This is a genomic window from Klebsiella sp. GN_Kp190, from assembly GCF_040061795.1.
In the GTDB taxonomy this organism is placed as follows: Bacteria; Pseudomonadota; Gammaproteobacteria; order Enterobacterales; family Enterobacteriaceae; genus Klebsiella; species Klebsiella michiganensis.
The window spans coordinates 1-18,066 of sequence record NZ_JBEAFN010000012.1; the positions used below are offsets into that span (position 1 = coordinate 1).

At 53.0% G+C, this 18,066-nt stretch carries 11 protein-coding genes; 1 reads left to right on the forward strand and 10 read right to left on the reverse strand.

From position 1 onward, the window contains the following. Nucleotides 1–545 precede the first annotated feature (545 nt). The 3 genes from ABLU67_RS09475 to ABLU67_RS09485 form a co-directional block, all read right to left on the reverse strand. Nucleotides 546–3,638, reverse strand: a complete 3,093-nt coding sequence (locus tag ABLU67_RS09475) for an efflux RND transporter permease subunit (RefSeq protein ID WP_088168785.1) — start codon at nucleotides 3,636–3,638, stop codon at nucleotides 546–548. A gap of 10 nt (nucleotides 3,639–3,648) precedes the next feature. Beyond that, a complete protein-coding gene (locus ABLU67_RS09480; RefSeq protein WP_224394519.1) occupies nucleotides 3,649–4,731 on the reverse strand; it encodes an efflux RND transporter periplasmic adaptor subunit in 1,083 nt (360 codons plus the stop codon). A 70-nt stretch (nucleotides 4,732–4,801) separates the two neighbouring features. Further along, on the reverse strand, nucleotides 4,802–7,525 hold the full coding sequence (locus ABLU67_RS09485; RefSeq protein WP_348852276.1) for a cation-transporting P-type ATPase: 2,724 nt from the start codon (nucleotides 7,523–7,525) through the stop codon (nucleotides 4,802–4,804). A gap of 493 nt (nucleotides 7,526–8,018) precedes the next feature. Here ABLU67_RS09485 and ABLU67_RS09490 point away from each other — a divergent pair, with 493 nt between their 5' ends. Next, entirely contained in the window at nucleotides 8,019–8,267 is a 249-nt protein-coding gene (locus ABLU67_RS09490; RefSeq protein ID WP_025107071.1) for a DUF1158 domain-containing protein, read from the forward strand. A gap of 358 nt (nucleotides 8,268–8,625) precedes the next feature. On the opposite strand, the gene ABLU67_RS09495 is transcribed toward ABLU67_RS09490, so the two are convergent. The 7 genes from ABLU67_RS09495 to ABLU67_RS09525 all read right to left on the reverse strand — a co-directional run bounded on the left by ABLU67_RS09495 (nucleotide 8,626) and on the right by ABLU67_RS09525 (nucleotide 17,983). After that, nucleotides 8,626–9,624: a LacI family DNA-binding transcriptional regulator gene (locus ABLU67_RS09495; RefSeq protein WP_025107072.1), complete on the reverse strand. Its 999-nt coding sequence runs from the start codon at nucleotides 9,622–9,624 to the stop codon at nucleotides 8,626–8,628. 291 nt (nucleotides 9,625–9,915) lie between these two features. Further along, the gene (locus ABLU67_RS09500; RefSeq protein ID WP_032748591.1) at nucleotides 9,916–11,310 is read right to left on the reverse strand and encodes a glycoside-pentoside-hexuronide (GPH):cation symporter; all 1,395 of its coding nucleotides are present in this window, start codon (nucleotides 11,308–11,310) and stop codon (nucleotides 9,916–9,918) included. 18 nt (nucleotides 11,311–11,328) lie between these two features. After that, the gene (locus tag ABLU67_RS09505; protein WP_049079263.1) at nucleotides 11,329–13,029 is read right to left on the reverse strand and encodes a glycoside hydrolase family 32 protein; all 1,701 of its coding nucleotides are present in this window, start codon (nucleotides 13,027–13,029) and stop codon (nucleotides 11,329–11,331) included. Nucleotides 13,030–13,088: 59 nt separating this feature from the next. Next, a complete protein-coding gene (locus ABLU67_RS09510; protein ID WP_032694572.1) occupies nucleotides 13,089–14,438 on the reverse strand; it encodes a glycoside hydrolase family 172 protein in 1,350 nt (449 codons plus the stop codon). 360 nt (nucleotides 14,439–14,798) lie between these two features. Further along, nucleotides 14,799–16,091 (reverse strand): NosD domain-containing protein, encoded by a 1,293-nt coding sequence (locus tag ABLU67_RS09515; protein ID WP_049082069.1) that lies wholly within the window; start codon nucleotides 16,089–16,091, stop codon nucleotides 14,799–14,801. A gap of 417 nt (nucleotides 16,092–16,508) precedes the next feature. Then, complete coding sequence (locus ABLU67_RS09520; RefSeq protein ID WP_004848570.1) at nucleotides 16,509–16,850, reverse strand: RamA family antibiotic efflux transcriptional regulator; 342 nt, start codon at nucleotides 16,848–16,850, stop codon at nucleotides 16,509–16,511. A 32-nt stretch (nucleotides 16,851–16,882) separates the two neighbouring features. Continuing rightward, nucleotides 16,883–17,983: an MBL fold metallo-hydrolase gene (locus ABLU67_RS09525; protein WP_221841585.1), complete on the reverse strand. Its 1,101-nt coding sequence runs from the start codon at nucleotides 17,981–17,983 to the stop codon at nucleotides 16,883–16,885. Nucleotides 17,984–18,066: the final 83 nt, after the last annotated feature.

Genomic DNA, 18,066 nt, shown 5'->3' on the forward strand with positions numbered 1-18,066 from the left:
CGGGTAAAGGGGGAGAAAACCGTCTCCCCCTTTACAATCCCCGCGGTCCCGCAAATAAATCGGTGCTGCGCACTGCGCTCACCTCCCGGTCCTCAGCCCGAGGTCGGCTCAACTCGACCTTACTCGTCCCATCCCTGGGACTCGCCCCTACGGGGCCAGCGCAAGCGCTGTTCAAAATTGCTCCAGGCAATTTTGTCGTGTCTCGATTCGCCTCTGTCCGCCATCCCTGGCGGCCAGCCCTTGTCTTCGGTCCTCCGGTTCGCCGATTTCAGCGGGGGCCAGGGCATCGCTGCATAACACGTTGTTTCAGAGACATATCCGTAGCTGCATGAAACTCTCCCGGAGGCGGCGCTTACGCGCCTGTCCTGGCTACGGATTACCGGCAATCTGCGGCCCGGTAGCCCGGCTAAGCGCAGCGCAAGCCGGGAAGAAGCCACAGCAATACCACGTCGCGGCATATTCCCCGGGTTGCGGCGTAAACGCCTTACCCGGGCTACGGGTTATCGGCAATATGCAGTATTGTAGCCCGGACAGGTCCGGGCCACCTACATCCGGCGGTGGGCCCACTCGCGCAGCCGCTGGAACAGCACGTACAGCGAAGGAATAAATAAAATGCCGATTACCGTCGCCACCAGCATGCCGCTGAACACCGTGGTACCGATAATCCGCCGGCTCTGCGCCCCGGCGCCGGTGGCGAGCATCATCGGCACAATCCCGATGATAAAAGAGACCGCCGTCATCATTACCGCGCGGAAGCGGCGGGTCGCCCCTTCGCGGGCGGCATCGACGATCGACATCCCCTCTTCGCGCTTCGCCCGGGCAAACTCGACGATCAAAATCGCGTTTTTCGCCGCCAGCGCGATCAGCAGCACCAGGCCTATCTGCACGTACACATCGTTGGCGTAACCGGCCCACCAGAGCCACAGCAGCGACCCGCCGATGGCGAACAGCACCGACAGCATCACGCTCGCCGGCAGCGTCCAGCTCTCATACTGGGCGACGAGGAACAGCCACGCCATCGCTACCGCCGCCAGCACAATCCACACCGCCTGGTTACCGGTCTGCTGCTCCTGCCAGGAGATGCCGCTCCAGGCGTAATCATAACCGTGCGGCAGGTTCGCTTGTAAAATCTGCTCCATCACCGCCATTGCCGTCCGGCTGCTGACGCCTTCGGCCGCCGACCCGCTCACCGATACCGACGGGAACTGGTTATACTGCTGAATAAACGGCGCGCCCACCGTCGGCGTAATCGTCACCAGATTACTCAGGCGAACCCGCTCGCCGCTGTCGCTGCGCACGTACAGCTCGCTTATCTGCTCTGCCCGCTCGCGCCACTGCATCTCGTTTTGCATCACCACGTGGTAGACACGATTGTTGATGCTGAAATCGCCGGCGCGGGTGCCGCCAAACGCGGTTTGCAGGCTGCTGAAAATCCTCGCCACCGGTACGTTCAGCCGGGCCGCCTGGTCGCGATCGACGGTGAGCGTCAGCTGCGGCACGTTGCTGCTCCAGGTGGTAAATACCCGGCTCAGCTGCGGGTACTGGTTAGCCGTCCGCAGCACCTGATGCGTCACCTGCTCCAGCTCCGCCGGCGATTGTCCGGCCTGGGCCAGAATGCGTAAATTAAACCCGGAGGCGTTGCCCAGCCCCGGCAGCGTCGGCGGCGCAAAAGTCATGATCGTCGCCTCCGGTAGCCCCATCAGCTGGCCCTGCACCTTTTCCATCACCGCCTCCAGCGGCGGCCGCTGGTGCCAGTCCTTCAGCATCACCGAGATAAATCCGCCGTTTGAAGCGCTGGTACCGTTGAGAATATTAAAACCGGAGACCTGAATCACATCCTCAACCGCCGGATTCAACAACAGCAGCTCGCGCGCCTGGGCCATCACCGCTTCGGTACGCTCCAGCGAGGCGGCTTCAGGCAGCTGCACGCTGGCAAAGAAGTAGCCCTGATCTTCCTGCGGCAGAAAACCCTTTGGCATGGTGGTAAAGCTAAACACCACCACCCCGGCCGCCGCCATCGTCGCCGCCAGCGCCAGCCAGGGGCGACGATTCATCCTCCCGACCAGACGCCCGTAGCCATCGCGCACCGTATCCAGACCGCGGTTAAAACCGCGCCAGATAGCGGCTGGCTGCTGCGGCCGCGGACGCAGCAGCAGCGCGCACAGCGCGGGCGTCAGGGTCAGCGCCACCACGCTCGACAGCGTCACCGCCGTCGATAAGGTCACCGCAAACTGGCGATACAGCTCGCCGACGATCCCCGGCAGCATCGCTACCGGCACAAACACCGCCAGCAGCACCAGAGTTGTGGCGATCACCGGCCCGGCGATTTGCCGCAGCGCCTCGGCGGTCGCGGCGCCGCGATCCAGCCCCTCCGCCATTTTCGTTTCCACGCTCTCCACCACCACGATGGCGTCATCCACCACCATGGTCAGGGCGAGAATAATCGCGAACAGGCTCAGGGTATTGGCGCTGTAGCCCAGCGCATAAAGCACGGCAAAGGTGCCGATAAGCGACACCGGGATCGCCAGCGCGACAATCAGCGTTGCCCGCCAGCTCTGGAGGAACAGCGAAACCACCACCACCACCGCCATAAGGGTCAGCGCCAGCGACACGCCGATCTCTTTGATCGTCGCCGCCACAAAGCGGGTGGTATCAAACTTCACTTCCCAGGTGAGATCCGCCGGGAAACGCGCGTGCAGCCGGGTCAGCTCAGCGCGCACCGCGGTGGCGACCTGCAGGGCGTTGGCGGTGGGCGTCGGATAGATACCGAGATAGGCGGAATCTTTGCCGTTGAGCTGCGCGCCGGAGCTGTAGCTGCGCGCGCCCAGCTCAATGGTCGCCACGTCAGACAGGCGTACCAGCTGGCCGCGTTCGCCGCTGCGAACCACAATTTGCCCGAAGCCGGCGGCGTCGCTGAGTCGCCCGATACCGTTGATGGTCAGCGTCTGCTGCTGGCCGTTAAATACCGGCGGCGTCCCCACCTGCCCCGCCGCGCCCTGTACGTTCTGCTCGCGCAGCGCCTGGGCAATATCGTCGGTTGTGATATTCAGCGCGTTCATGCGGTCGGGGCGCAGCCAGATGCGCATGCTGTAGTCGCGCGCGCCGAACATCTGCACTTCCCCGACGCCGGGTAGACGCGCCAGCGCCTCGCGCACCTGAGTGCTGGCGTAGTTGCTGACAAACAGCGGCGATAGCGTGCCGAGCGGCGAATAGAGACTCACGCCCATCAGCAGGTTCGTCGCCCGCTTACGCACCTGCACGCCGTTCTGCTGCACGTCGGCAGGCAGCTGCGCCACCGCCTGCGACACGCGGTTCTGCACGTCGATCGCGGCTAAATCGGCATCGGTCCCGGCGGCAAAAGTCAGGCTCAGGCTGTAGGTCCCCTCATCGGAACTGGTGGACTCCATATAGAGCATATGATCGACGCCGTTGAGCTGGGTCTCCAGCGGCGCGGCAATGGCTTCCGCCACGTCCGCCGCGCTGGCGCCCGGCCAGCTGGCGCTAACGTTGATGACCGGCGGCGTAATCTGCGGATACTGCTCGACCGGGATCAGCTTCAGCGAGACCGCGCCGACAAAGGTCATCAGCAGCGCAATCACCATCGCAAAGCGCGGGCGACGGATAAAAAATGTGAGCATCGCCTCTCCCTTATTCACTCAGCAGCTGAACGGCCGCGCCGTCACGCAGGCGCTGAGCGCCTTCCGTCACTACGCGCTCCCCCGCTTTCAGACCATCGGCCACCACGAAGCTCTGGCCATGCTGACCGGCGGGCGCTAAACGGCGCATCGTCACGGTGTTATCCGCCGTCAGTACCCAGCAGTAAAAGCCCAGCGCATCCTGCTGTAGCGCAGAGGCCGGGATCATCGGGCTCTCCTTAAGCTGCTGCGGCCGGAAGAAAACCGTGACGTTGCCGCCCGGCAGCAGACGGTGCTGCGGGTTGGCAAACTCAGCGCGCAGCGCCACGCTGGCGGTGCGGCTATCAATACGGTTATCGACGGAGGTCAGGGCGCCGTCTTCACGCCGCCCATCGACATCCACCTGCGCCAGCCACGCCTGCTTCAGCGCGGCGATATCCGTGTGCTGTCCCGCTTTCGCGAAAAAGGCGGTTTCATCCAGCGAGAACGCCACGCGAATGGGATCAAGCTGGACCACATCGACCAGCACGCCGCTGGCGGGATTCACCAGCCCGCCGACGTGAAAAGGACTATGGCCGACGCGCCCGGTGACCGGCGAGGTAATGCGGGTATAGCCGAGCGTAATCTGCTGGGCGGCAATGCGCGCCCGGGCCTGCTCGACGGCGGCGGCGGCGACATCGCGCTGCATCTGAGCGGTGTCTACGTCGTTGCGGCTGATTGCGTGGTTATTTTTCAGCTGCTGGTAGCGGCTCAGCTGCTGCTGGGCCTGGCGTAGCGAAGCCTGCGCGCTTTTCAGTTCAGCCTGGGCCAGCGCCAGTGCGGCTTTCGGCTGGGCGTCATCCAGCGTAAACAGCGGATCGCCCTGGTTGACGTACTGCCCATCCTGGAAGTGGCGCTGCACAATCTTTCCTTCGGTGCGGGCGCGAATATCGACGGAGTGAATGGCCTCGACGCGGCCGGAGATTTGCCGTTCACCGGCATGCGGCGCGTGTTCCACGGTGGCGACGCGCACCGGAACGGCCGGCGCGGCGGCGGCAATAAGCGCGTAGCCTGCCAGGCCGCAGGCCAGCAGGGCGGAGCGGATAATCTTGTTCATGGGGAATTCCTTACGACGATGCGGCGTCCCTCCCCCCTCAGGAGAAGGGACGCCGGGCGGGTCAGACACGCTATGCGGCTTTGCGGAAACTACGGGTCAGGCGCTTCTCAACTTCCACCACCAGGAACATCGCGATACCGATGACCAGCGTGATGAACCAGTAGCGCAGCGGCAGCCCTTCGGTGCCAAACATCGTCTGCATCACCGGTACGTAGATGATGACCAGCTGCATCAGCAGCAGCACGCCGCTCACCAGCCAGATGCCTTTGTTGCGCAGCAGTCCCATGCTCAGCGAGAAGCTGTCGCTGCTGCGGCAGTTAATCATATAGACCCACTGCGCGGTGACCAGCATCTGCAGCAGGACGGTGCGGATAAACTCCGGACTGTGGCCGCGCGGCGCCAGCCAGGCTTCAAGCATAAAGGCGGCGACGGCGATCATGGTGCCGACGAAAGCGACGCGCCAGACGGCGAAGGCGTCCATAACGTGCTGGCCGGTTTTACGCGGCGGCCGGTTCATGGCGTTGCGCTCGGCGGCTTCAAACGCGAGGCCGAAGGAGAGCGTCGCGGAGGTGGCCATGTTCATCCACAGAATCAGCACCGGCGTCAGCGGAATGATGTTCCCCGCCAGCAGGGCGATGATAATCAGCAGCCCCTGCGCCAGGTTGGTCGGCATGATGAACAGAATGGTCTTCTTCAGGTTGTCGTAGACCCGACGCCCCTCTTTGACCGAACTGGCGATGGTGGCAAAGTTGTCGTCGGTCAGGACCATGTCGGCGGCCTCTTTGGTCACCTCGGTGCCCTTAATGCCCATGGCGATCCCGACGTCGGCCTGGCGCAGCGCCGGAGCGTCATTGACGCCATCGCCGGTCATGCCAACTACTTCGCCGTTATCCTGCAGCGCTTTTACCAGGCGCAGCTTGTGCTCCGGGCTGGTACGGGCAAAGATATCGTACTCAACGGCGGCTTTCGCCAGCTCGGCGTCGTCCATGTGCTCCAGCTGATAGCCGGTCATCGCCTGGCTGCTGTTGGTGATCCCCAGCATCTGGCCAATGCTCATCGCCGTCTGCGGGTGGTCGCCGGTAATCATCTTCACGCGGATCCCCGCGTTCTGGCAGGCGTGGATAGCGTCAATCGCTTCCGGACGCGGCGGGTCCATCATTCCGGCAATGCCGAGGAAGACCAGTCCTTCGCGCAGATCGTCGTGGGTCAGCGTGGTGCTGCCAACGTTCGCCGGTTTGTAGGCGGCGGCGACCATACGCAGGCCCTGGCGGGCAAAGCGCGCCATCTCCTCTTCCCAGTACTGCGGCTCGAACGGCACCGCCCCCTGCTTGCTCAACTGATGGCGGCACAGGGCAAAAATCACGTCCGGCGCGCCGGTAATCAGCACCTGCTCGACGTCGCCCATTTTCTGGTGGGTCGCCATGTACTTGTACTGCGAGTCGAACGGGATTTTCGCGACCAGGCGGGCATCGACTGGCGCAAGCTGCGCTTTCGCCGCCAGCACCTTCAGCGCGCCTTCGGTCGGCCCGCCGGTAATACCCCACAGGCCGCGCTCGTCCTGAATCATCTGGCTGTCGTTACACAGATCGATGGTGCGCAGATAGGTTTCCAGCACGCTGCCCGGTTTAATCTGCACCGGCTCGTTGCTGCCTTCCAGGCAGATGTTACCCTGTGGCTCGTAGCTGTCGCCTTCGACGCGGTAGCAGCAGTCGGCGGTGATGATCGCTTTGACGGTCATCTCGTTCATCGTCAGGGTGCCGGTTTTATCCGAGCACACCACGGTCATGGCGCCCAGGGTTTCCACCGTTGGCAGCTTGCGGATAATCGCCCGCTGGCGCGCCATCGCCTGTACGCCCAGAGAGAGAATAATCGAGATAATCGCCGGTAAGCCTTCCGGCACGGCGGCCACCGCCAGGCTAATCAGGGAGAGCAGCAGCTCGCCGAGAGGAATGTCGCGCAGCGCGAGGCTGAAGACGAACAGCGCGGCCATCATCGCCAGGATGATAACGAAAATCGCCTTACCGAGCTTATCCATCTGCACCAGCAGCGGCGTGCGGTGCTTCTCGATGCCCGCCATCATCTGGTTGATGTGGCCGAGCTCGGTCTCCTGACCGGTTGCGGTCACCACGCCAACGCCGCCGCCGGCGCTGATGGTGGTGCCGGAGAAGAGCATATTGATACGGTCGCCCAGCGGCAGTTCGCCTTCCAGCGCGTCGGTGGTTTTATCCACTACCGTCGACTCGCCGGTGAGAATCGCCTCTTCGACCCGCAGATTATGGCTCTCAATCAGGCGCATATCGGCAGGCACGCGGTCACCCGCGCGCAGAATCACGATATCGCCCGGCACCAGGTCGCGGGTCGGGATGGTTTCATGCTTGCCGCTGCGCTGCACGCGCGCGTCGCTGGAGAGCATATTGCGGATGCCCTGCAGCGATTTTTCGGCGTTGCTCTCCTGGATATGGCCGATCAGGGCGTTGATCACCGTGACGCCCAGGATGACGAGCGTATCGACCCAGTGGCCCATGACCGCGGTGAGCGCGGCGGCGGCCAGCAGGACAAAAATCAGGACGTCGTTAAAATGGGCAAGGAAGCGCAGCCAGGCCGGCTTGCCTTTTTTCTCCGGCAAGGCGTTGGGGCCGAAGGTCTTCAAACGCTCGGCGGCCTCGGCGGCGCTGAGGCCGTCGACGTGGCTTTTTTTCTGCGCCAGCACCGCATCAACCGTCTGCTGATATGCGCGGCGTGGCGCGACATCCCCTGAGGGGGTGGTATTATTAGTTTTGATCGTTTTGGTCAAAATATATCTCCCTTAAAATTCCGTGAGGCGGAAAGCCTGGAATCATTCCGGGCCAATGAGAAAAATTTCAAACAGGCGGGAGATAATTTGAGCTTGCGCAATATTTACTCTCTCGCCAATACAAAATTTATGGTAAGTTAATTCTATAAAACAACTATTGCAGAATATTAATAAACCAAAACTAAACGAGGTCTACTATGTTTGGAATCTATCGCGGACGCCGTCTGGTGCTGTACATCCTGCTGGCCATTATTATCGCTACACTGGTGGGATATAGCACCTATACTTTTGTAAAAGCGCTGGCTTAATAATGACGTTAATTTACATTTCGACGTCATTAATTTAATCACAAATTATGCCAAAATAATTAACATAAAAAGAAAGTGGATGTTTAAATATAATACTTAATGCGTATTTTAATAACGTACGAAACCATATTGCATTGATTCTCTTTTTACCGGACAATATGTTTTTAACTGATGATTAACAAATAATGAAACATCCGCTAGAAACGCTCATGAGCGCCGCCGGCATTCTCCTGCTGGCTTTACTCTCCTGCCTGCTGCTGCCGGCGCCCTCGCTGGGCCTGACCCTGGCGCAGAAGCTGGTGGCGACATTCCATCTGATGGATCTCAACCAGCTTTATACCCTGATCTTTTGCCTGTGGTTTTTAGCGCTGGGCGCCATCGAGTATCTGCTGCTGCGCTGGGTCTGGCGTCGCTGGTTTTCCCTTGAGCGCTAAGCCGGTCAGGTCGCGCATGCCGTTGACCTGGCCTTCTCACCAGGCGGCGTCATCGGGGCCGGTAAATTATCGCTTCACGCGTTTTCGCAATAGCCGCAGCGCAGTTAAGGGTAAGAGCCGCTGGCCGAAGAAGCCTGCGGTTTTCACAGACCCCTGACTATGAGGTGCACGTGCTTCAGGCTTCCCTGAGTCACCAGGTCAGTGCCTACAAAGAGAGATTCAGGATGGGCTCTGCAAGCAGAGTCCACGGAGCCGGTCTCTGCTTTGATCGGAATATACCCGTCACGCTTCAAGTTTTTAAGGTATAAATAGCTGAAGCGCCTGCGCAAGCCGCTTTATTTGTACTCATACCCGCCACCTACTTTAACGAACCCCGAATGATCGGATCACAACTAATCGCTACATTACAGATGGAGTGTGAATCTTCCGAAACGATTAAATCATAACCTTTTAATACCATATTTCGGTAAGGTAACTCTACCGTAGTAAGCTTAGGATAGACTCTCTGCGAAATAATACTCTGGTTATCAAAACCGATCACCGAAACGTCCTGGGGAATAGAAAACCCCAGCCGTTGCAAAGAAAAGTATACTTCCAGCGCAATTTCGTCACGACCGCAAAAGATGACATTAACGCCACGCTGAATAGCGCCAAGAATATCATTATCTAATACAGTGAAATCATAATCATAGCTAACTGGAACAACAAAATAATCATCAGCAGAAAACGCAATGTGATTATCATTAAGCGCCTTTATATATCCCTGTTTGCGCTTAACCGCGGCGTGATAACTTTCATCAAAATTAATAAAAAGGCTGCGGGTAAACCATGGGCGATGAAAGACCAGATTAGCAATATTATACAATCCCTGCTCGTTATCAGCCTGCACGCTAGAATAATTACCGCGCGCACAATGACAGTTAACAAACACGGTCTTGACCTCATCAAATATTGACTGATACTCAATTTCACAAGGATCAAGCGAAAGGTAAATAAGACCTGATATTCGTTTCTCTCTAAGAAAATTAAGGTCCAGTTCGGTGGGAGAGGAATCTTCAACATGGATAAAAATTAACTGATAGTTGGTTTCCTTAGCTTTTTCACTGATCGAACCCAGCATTTCACTACCATAGCTACTTCTTCCCATATTTAATGAGATAACGCCAATAACCGGTAGCCGGGATTTTTTCATGTCCCTTGCCGCCGCATTGGGGACATAGTGCAGCTCTTTGGCCTTGGCCAAAATCTTCTCTCTGGTTTTGGCTTGAACTTTTTCAGGGTTATTAAGCGCTCTTGATACGGTGACGTGTGAAATACCCAATGCCAACGCTATATCTTTGATTGTGACCATTTCCATCTACCCTCTCAATCAATAACGTGTGTCGTTAAATAAATCAGACATGGGTCACAACTATTCTCAAAAATACCAACCCGCACCTTTCTCTCCGATATTTTTCCAATCATCAACGGGGTCCTTATCTGCTTGCCACCGCTCAGCAGCAATCGGTGAGCCTTGAAGAGTACCGCGATCCTAATATTACTATACTCTTTAAGATGTTCGTTTTCCACTACGGAGATATCGGAACAATTGTTATCGGGGTACCAGATACGGCAAAATCTAGTACCTGAATGCTTAAGCAAAAAGTCATTAACAATCTACTATCCGATCTTTTTCACTAGATAGCTTATCAGTGGGTAATTTATTGCTAACGATCATCTCCCTGAAATATTCATTATCAATAAAATAGCGTTTAAATACAAAACTGGCTATCAAAAAGAAAATGGCAGGAATAAATGTTACCGCCATCGATAGCCCCAGCAATGTTTCCATAGATAATTTAGCTCCCGCTTCATATCCAATCCAGGTCAGGGTATAGCCCGTAATAGGGCCAGAAATACTCATTCCCAGCTTTTGGCTAAACGAGATAAAGCCAATCGATAAGCCTGAGGTATTCACCCCGGTTTTAATTTCACCATAAAAACCCACCTCAGCGATGGAGGCCCATAAAATAGGCGAGTTAATCTCCGAGACGGCGCAACACAGGAAATAGAAGAGGATTGCCAAATATAAATCACCGATACCGACGATAAAATACATGGCAACGGCCATTAACGCGGACAAATAAAGAGACCAGCGGAATACGGCCAGCTTATTATAGCGATCCGTTAACCATTTAGATATCAACGCACCAGCGATACCGCCGGCAGACCACATCCCCATGAAGATACCGATTTCCCATCCACCTGCGGCTTTTGCAAATTCAGTGCCATAAATGAAGGCAATGTTACCACGCGTGGCGAAAGCAATCAGTAGCAGGACCATAGTAATACAGAGAATCAACCATTGGTCATTTTTCATTAATGATAGAATTTGCTTCTTCGTTGAAACATTGTTGGGACTATTAATTTCAACCCGCTCTTTAACATAAAAAGCACAAAACATAAGAACAATGATGCTGGCAATCCCTAAGACCAAAAAGGCCAGGGCATAGGCATTTCCAGCCTCGGCAGCGCCTTTAGAAGTCACATAGTATGGTACAAAGGTGGTCACAATAATGGTGGCGGCTTTCGCCATCGGGAAACGAAACGTATTCGCCTTCAGGCGTTCAGCAGGGTCGTTGGTCATTACCCCGACAAGAGAAATATAGGGGATCGCAATCATGGTAAACATAATGCTATTTAAAATATATGCCCCTGTTGTCCACCCCAGCCTGGCACTGTAACTTTCACCAACCACGGTGAACAACATAAAGAGGGAAATACCAAAGGGAATTGAACAGATAGCGATCCAGTGACGATAGCGGCCCCAGCGAGTTTTCACCTTACCTGACAACCACCCCATCACAGGATCGGTAATGGCATCGATCAAACGCACGGCGAGGAGTACCCATCCCGCATCAATCGGTGTTAGCCCTACCACGCTGATCATAAAAGTATAAATAAGGAGAGAGGCGGAAATAATTGAAACACTTAAGGCCATATCTCCGGAGCCGTATGCCACGTGCTCACGCACGGACATCCGTTCTTGGCTTGTGGTATTCATTTTTCAATCCTCCAGGCTTTACCAGCTTGTATGTAAGGTTTCGATTCGTATGTTTTTTTCGCGAAGAGTATTCACTTTTAATTGCTTACAGTGTGATAGTTTATAGCTGCGTTTCGTTGCGCAGATTTCACCATCATTGATAAACAGCTCGACAATTCCCGCATCAAAAATAATCTCGAGATTTTTTATCTCTGCTGCGCGAGCCCGGTATTGCGCTTCACTCACGACGGTTTCTTCTATGCTCACATAGCCATCGCGGTATGAAATCGCCAGCCATTCCCCCTTATCTCCGGCCAATATGAGGTCTTCGTTCGGCTGTAAACCCTGCTCTAAGCGGATCCTTAATGATTTTCCCTTGTTGATACGATGGTCCTCACCGGCTTTCAATTTGACGTCACAATATTCGTCAACATATTTTTCAAGTTCGTTAACGGGGCGCATAGCGACTTTATTGTTGGCGTTAATGAAGATTTCTTTTGGAATAGACATTTCACCGTTATATGATGATTTAATTGGCTTTTTCATTGCCCAATTAAATAGCCATGCAATACCAACCTGGCGCTGGCCGTCCTTGAACGTTTGTAATGCATAATACTCCGTCGCGAAGTCCAGCACTTGCATCTCGCTTTCCGCAGTGAAAACGCCGTTGTCAAATGTGCCAATAATGGCGTACAGAAGATTGTGACGCTTTGTCTCTGGCTCCTGGTAACCGACAATACCGATAGTCAGTACCCATTTAGCGCCCAGCTGGAAAAAATCCGGACATTCAACGCAACGGCCTTTATTTTCAGCAAAATATCCCGGCGCCGTATACAGGACATTTTCAAACGCCCATTCCTCACTGTCCCGTGAGACAAATTGAAGCACGGACGGGTTCCCGTCATAAACGGAGCCGAGGATCATTCGATAGCACTGCGTTTCGCTATCAAACCAAACTTTAGGATCGCGAATATCACAGCCGACTAATTCTATTTTTTTCTCCAGAATAGTCTGGATATGCGTTGCTTTAATACCATAGCGATCAATTGCGGCCTTCTTCTGTACTTCAATATAATCCTTATAGAGATCGTAGGCCGGGAGACGTTCCGTATAGAAAATTTCCGCCTCGCCTTCGTTATTGATAAAGGTCGTACCGGAGAAAGCCCCACCGGTCGCCCCCAGAGAAGCCAGGGGATGTTCGGGATGGTTAAATACCGGCAAATGCGTCCAGGAAATCAAATCGTTACTGATGGCATGCCCCCAGTGCATCGGGCCCCACTCGGTACTGTTTGGATTGAACTGGTAGAACATATGATAAGTGTCATCTATCTTACACAAACCATTTGGATCATTCATCCATGCCTGAAAAGGTGAGAAATGCAGTTGAGGTCTGAATGTTTCTTGCGTATACCACTCTTTCAGCTTTGATTTTGGGTAGCATTGCAGACCGGTGCCATTATCAATAAGGTAAATAACGCCTTGATGATAGACGTTAGTTTTATCATAGTAATAAAAAAGGGATATCTCTGCCCTGTCTTCATCATAGCTTAAGGTTAACTCCCCCTTTTGATGGTGGGTATAATGATAATAATTAAAAAAACCAGCCCCTTCCTGGATTTTATATAGCAGTTGATTATCACTTTTAATAACTAATAGAGGTAGCGGTTCATTATTTTTCTTTTGGCGCAGCCAAAATTCAATCGTGATGCCTTCAGCAGAGGGTATTGAGAAACTTTTCATATTGATGACCTGTAGGTAAGCTCGGCCAGTTCAGCCACTGGCCGATACGAATTAATAAATTACTTCACCTTGCGTGCGATAAATTGCGCGTGCTTCTTATTGCCGGCTTCTTTTTCTCGGGTGGCTTTTAATTTGGCTTCGATTTCAATTTGTCGGGTTTTCATAAACTCTTCGAAGCGCCGTTTAGCCGTGTCCTTCTGCATTTGCTGCTCTGCGGTCAATTCGCACGTTGATTTACCAATACCCCGACGTTCAATATCGCCAGGGGTCGTAGGAATACGTTCATCTAAAGGCTGGATAGTGACAGCGCCTGGCTTTTTTTGATACCAGTAAGCCGTAGAGGCCCAGTCATCACAAAGATGGTTGGCGTGACCATGCTCAATTGTTACGCGAATGCGTTTCTTGAAATGTACAGGATCGGTAATATGAAATTTATAGCTTGTCTGGAAGCCGGGAACGATGCTTTCGTGTAATGCTGTTCCATTATATAAACCCGCGTTATCCTGCATCCCCCAGGCGTGATTAAAGTAATCTTCCGTGCCGGTACCGTGTATACTCGGCGGCCATGTATCATCATCGACAAATATCATGTCGTCACCCTCCCCCCACCAGCTTCCCTGGAAATGAGCGACCGATAAATTACAGCCGACATAATGCCCCTCGCCTTCAACATTAAGCACTTCATAGTTCCCTTCAGCGCTCAAAGTTGAGATATTGACTTCCGGGCTATTGGTTTGCAGCTCGGGTCCCCAGCCATTGCATGGGTTAGCGCGCTTCCAGTTAGCATGAAAATACGCGATATCATCCTTGTGCTCTTCAGCATACATTTCATAATCGATGTAAAAATACTGCCCATAGGGAATATCATTCTGATTTTCAATTTCGATGACGGCGCGCGTGTTAAACGGCATTGGAAAGAAACAGTTCAGTGCCGCGCTGCCGCCAAACTTATAGCGTTCTTCAGGCTTGGTAGAAATATTAATCGGGAGGGTATTAATATTACCGGGCATGGAGTGACCAATACAGAAAAAGTCCCCCAGGGGCACAACCACACTCGGTTCTTCAGCATTGTCCCAGTACATTTTAATTAGCACTTTGCGGTAATAATGGGGATCGGCCACTTCCCAACACACGCCCAACGCATTGTGAATTTCATTGACTGGCGCAATCCATTGGCCCATTTTGGGATCAATAACACTCGCCCCCAGCACGCGGCGACAAAATTGCGTCATCCAGATATGGGTGATACAGCCAGCCCCTTGAATATCTGCTAGCGTTACGCTTTCCCCGGGACCAATTAGCCAATAATCCTGATTCTTACCGCTTTGATCCCAGCTTGAAAGACGCCCCGTTTTTGCATCCCGAACCGTTGCCAGACTTTGTAAAAAACCACCGTATTGTTGAGCCATGATACCCTCCGATTGTCAGTTTAATTTAAATGTACACGTGTACATTTGCGTTGATTTGAATGTTAGTGACTAAACTCAGGCATAAATGTGATTAAAATCTCGTTTGACCGACGTTAAGGCAGTAAATTAAAGAGATGTGATCGATAACACAAAATGTACACGTGTACAATCCATAAAAAAGGCATTGAGGTCAGAAAAAAAACCGTATAAATAGGCAAATAAAACATATAGTTAACTAGAAAACCACAATGAAAATGCTTAGATTTTATTGGGAGATAAGGCTAATTGCGTCAGGCCCCTGAGGACCTGACTTTTGCGATGATGTGTTATTCAAAAGAATGTCTTCTTAAGGGCTAACTGTTATGCTGTTTGTGCCGGGATAATAACATTTCCATTCATGTCCTTACCATCGGAACCCAGGAAGATGTAAGTGGCGCCAGCAGACGGTAGAAACTCCTCATACAATGCAGTTTGAAAAACTCTCGAATTGCGCGAGGAAGAATCAAGGACAATCTTAACACTGATATTATCGCTGTAGGCAAGGTGGTTAGAAGAGAGAAGCGTATTGTCACTATCATCAGTAACGAGTATCGCTACGGGATCGGCTCCCGCGGGCCTAATGTTCGAGACATCCGAAAAAGTTATACTAAACATATTTGAAGTGATGCTGTTATTATTACCACTAATGTGAACGATTCCCATCAGGTCATCATAGATAGTACCTCCGACATCTGCACTGGCCGTTTCTGTATCAACACGAATGAACATGTTTGAAGATACCAGGTTTTCATCACATGGACTCAGCATTACAATCGTTCCCGGCCAGCTCCCTTGAAACTTATTAGCCGAAATATTGGTGTGATGAGTATTCAGGAGTACTATTTGAGGGTTCCAGAAAAACGTGTTGCCGGTAATCTGATGACGGTCTCCATTTTCAATAGAAATTGAATAGCCGCCAGGAGAGTTGCCAAAGAAGTTATTGGTTATTTTCGCAACAATGGAGCTGGATGTCATTGTAATACAATTAGCACATTCACCGATAAAATTATTAGTGATTGAAATAGAGTCAGCATTTCTGACCACCATAGCCTCCTCAAGAAGGCTGAACCCCATGCCTTCAATCCGTAATGAATCGCTATCGCTCGCGATATCGATCCCTTTTGTACCGCTTGTATTGTAGGGATTCGTGGCAACCACCAGACCGATACAAAAATCACGCAGCTCAACGCCTGATATTCGCCCAGTGGTAGCAAAATCATCTCGTTCAATTTTGATTGCCGTCAGAGTTGAACTGGTATCCAGCTCAATAAAGCTGGCTCCAGGGGCTGTTTCAAGCCATCCACTGCTATCTGTATCCGGAGCATCCCGACTTGCCTGGCTCATCCATCCATGGCCCGCCCCTTGTATTACCAGGTAGTTAATGGTGATAACAAAAGTGGTTTGTAACCGATAACGCCCTGCTGGAATAAAAATAGTTGCGCCAGGACGCAAACCTTTATCATCCTGATTTGTCTGTTGCTGTAATATAATGTCATCCTGGATCTCAGACATTATTTTTCCAATATCTTCATAAGGCGAAGTATTGCTGGGGGAAGCAAAGGTAGTGACATCATAAGACTTAATATACGATGTCTGGGAATTATAATCAGTCATAATATTGCACACCTATAAATAGTTAAACATTATTTGCCAGTACGTTGAAAATGAAAATATCACGACTTTCACTCAGTGATGCAAATGAAATTTAATCATTAATATAAATGATTAATTAATATTAAAGAATGATAATTAACATTAGAAATAAAAGATAAGTGAGTTGTCATCAATAGACAACAATTTCTTCAATAAGATAACCAGCTTAAGTACGACATTGTTCCACGCCGTCCTGAAGAACCGGGCGATTATTCGTACCGTTAACCCCTCATATTTCAGACTGTAAGGGCGTTATCTGCGCTCTTTAAACGCGTCATATCGAAATGCCAGCAGCGGTTGCTGAATTCTGTCTCTCTCGGCCTGACGACGTGAGCCTGGTAAAAAAGCGTCCGCCGGTCTTCCCCCGGCGGACGCTTTTCAGTGCGCGCGGCTGTGATTTTCTTTACGGTAGGCACCCGGCGGCTGATTAAACGTGCGGGTGAAGATGCGGGTAAAGGTTTGCTGCGAGTCAAAACCGTATTTCAGGCAAATATCGTAGACCCGCTGATCGGTATCGCGCAGATCGCGGGCCGCCAGCAGCAGCTTACGCTCGCGGATATAGCGCCCAAGACTCTCCCCTTTATACTGTAAAAACAGTCGTTGCAAATGCCACTTCGAATAACCGGCGTGGCGCGCAATATCGTCAATACGTAGCGGCTGATGCAAATTATCATCAATCCACTCGACGATAGTATCAATGACCTGAGCGGAAATAGTCATATGTCCTCTCTCCTCCTGAACCACTCTCATCGTTAGCGCCACCAGGCGTTAAATGATTGCGTTTTATCAGCGACCCAAACCGGCTCACCCAACATTGGCGTCAGCAGTCGCCACGGTCGCCCTGTGCTGGCCTCCGCCAGCCTTTTGTACGGATCGTCCCATGTGTGTTTTGCCAGCACGAAGCGCCCGGCGTGACCCGGCAGCACCGCGCGTGCATGAACATCGTCAGCGGCTTGCGCCGTCTCTTCCGGCATCATGTGGATGTACTTCCAGTCCTGGTCATACTGACCGTTTTCCATGATCGCCAAATCCACTTCGCCAAACTGTTCGCCGATGGCTTTAAAGTGCGGGCCGTAGCCGCTGTCGCCGCTGTAGTAAATTTTCTGCTGCGGGGTAACGAACATAAAGCTGGCCCACAGGGTCTGGTTGCGCTTGAGGCCGCGGCCGGAAAAGTGGCGCGCGGGCAGGACGTGTACCGTTAGCTCATCGCTCACCTGCACCGACTGATTCCAGTCCGCCTCGCTGATTATCGCGCTCTCCATTCCCCAGTAGCGCAGGTGCGACCCCACGCCCAGCGGCGTCACCACGCGCTTGACCTTCGGCATCAGAGCTTTGATGGTGGCGTAATCGAGGTGGTCGTAATGATCGTGCGAGATAATCAGCAGGTCGATATCCGGCATGCCCTCAGCGTGCCACGGGTAATCCCCGGCAAAGGCCTTATTAATAAACGAGAACGGCGCGGCATAGCTGCTAAATACGGGATCGATCAGGATGCGTTTGCCCGCCAGCTGCAGATACCAGGAGGAGTGACCGAGCCAGACCATCACGTCCTGCCCTGACGGTAAGCCCGCCAGATCGGTGTTCACCAGCGGCAGCGGCTGGGCCGGTCTGGCATTTTCACGTTTGGCGACCAGAAACTCCCACCACGCGGCCAGCATATTTTTTTGCCCGGTAAAGCCAGGCGTCGGAAGCTGATTGTGAAACTGACCGTCATGATAGTGCGGCGACTGCTCCACCAGGCTGAGCTGCGCGCCCTGCGGCGCCTGACCAAATCCGGCATTTAACACAAACGGCAAAGTTGTTGCTGACGCTAATAACATGATGGCGACCACGCTGAAAGTGACACGGTTCATATCCTGACCTGGCGAAATCCCCCTTCCTGGAGGTTTTTGTTATAAGGCTTGATTATGAGTGAGTAAGCACTCATTATTAGGAA